1 pseudogene is annotated in these 594 nt (G+C 64.0%); it reads right to left on the bottom strand.

The annotated features are described in order from the left end of the window. Window positions 1-594, bottom strand: a pseudogene (locus tag ABQX22_RS26715) (ATP-dependent DNA helicase DinG); the annotation flags it as partial.

Genomic DNA, 594 nt, shown 5'->3' with positions numbered 1-594 from the left:
AATCGAGTTCGCGCACCAGATAACGCGCGACTTCCTTCGGGTGGCCTTCGCGATCGTCGGGGGTAACCGGGAAATTGGGCACGATCAGTTCGGCCTGGTTGGGCAGATCGAACGGCGAGGCCAGCGACGCCATTTCGGCGTGATCGGGCAAGCCGTTGTCGATGGCGAAGGATTGAAAATCGCCGCCGCCGGTGAGCGTGGCCGAGGTCATCACCACCGAATCCACTTCGTTCCAGATCATCGTGCGCAGCACCTGCGCGGCCGACACCGGCGAGCAATGGCAGATCAGATCGCCATCGCGCGACAAGGTGATCCAACGCGCCATCGGCGGCTGGCCTTCCTTGTCTTCGCGTCGCCAACCGCTCCACAGATTGTGTTGCTGCTCGGCCATTTCCAAGGCCATACCGAGACTGCGCTGCAGGCGTTCGCGTGCGGAATCGTCCTGCTTTCCCTTGGCGATCGCACTGTGTGCGGCATGCACCCAATTGAACAGCGCGCGGGTTTCTTCGCCGAGTTCTTCGATCGCCGGGCCCCACTGCGGCGGCAACTTGCCGTTGGCCGCGCGCCACAACGGGTCGCGCTCGCCGGGTTCGG

It is taken from the genome of Xanthomonas sp. WHRI 1810A, assembly GCF_040202885.1.
In the GTDB taxonomy this organism is placed as follows: domain Bacteria; phylum Pseudomonadota; class Gammaproteobacteria; order Pseudomonadales; family Pseudomonadaceae; genus Aquipseudomonas.
This window is presented reverse-complemented; position numbering and strand designations above follow the sequence as displayed.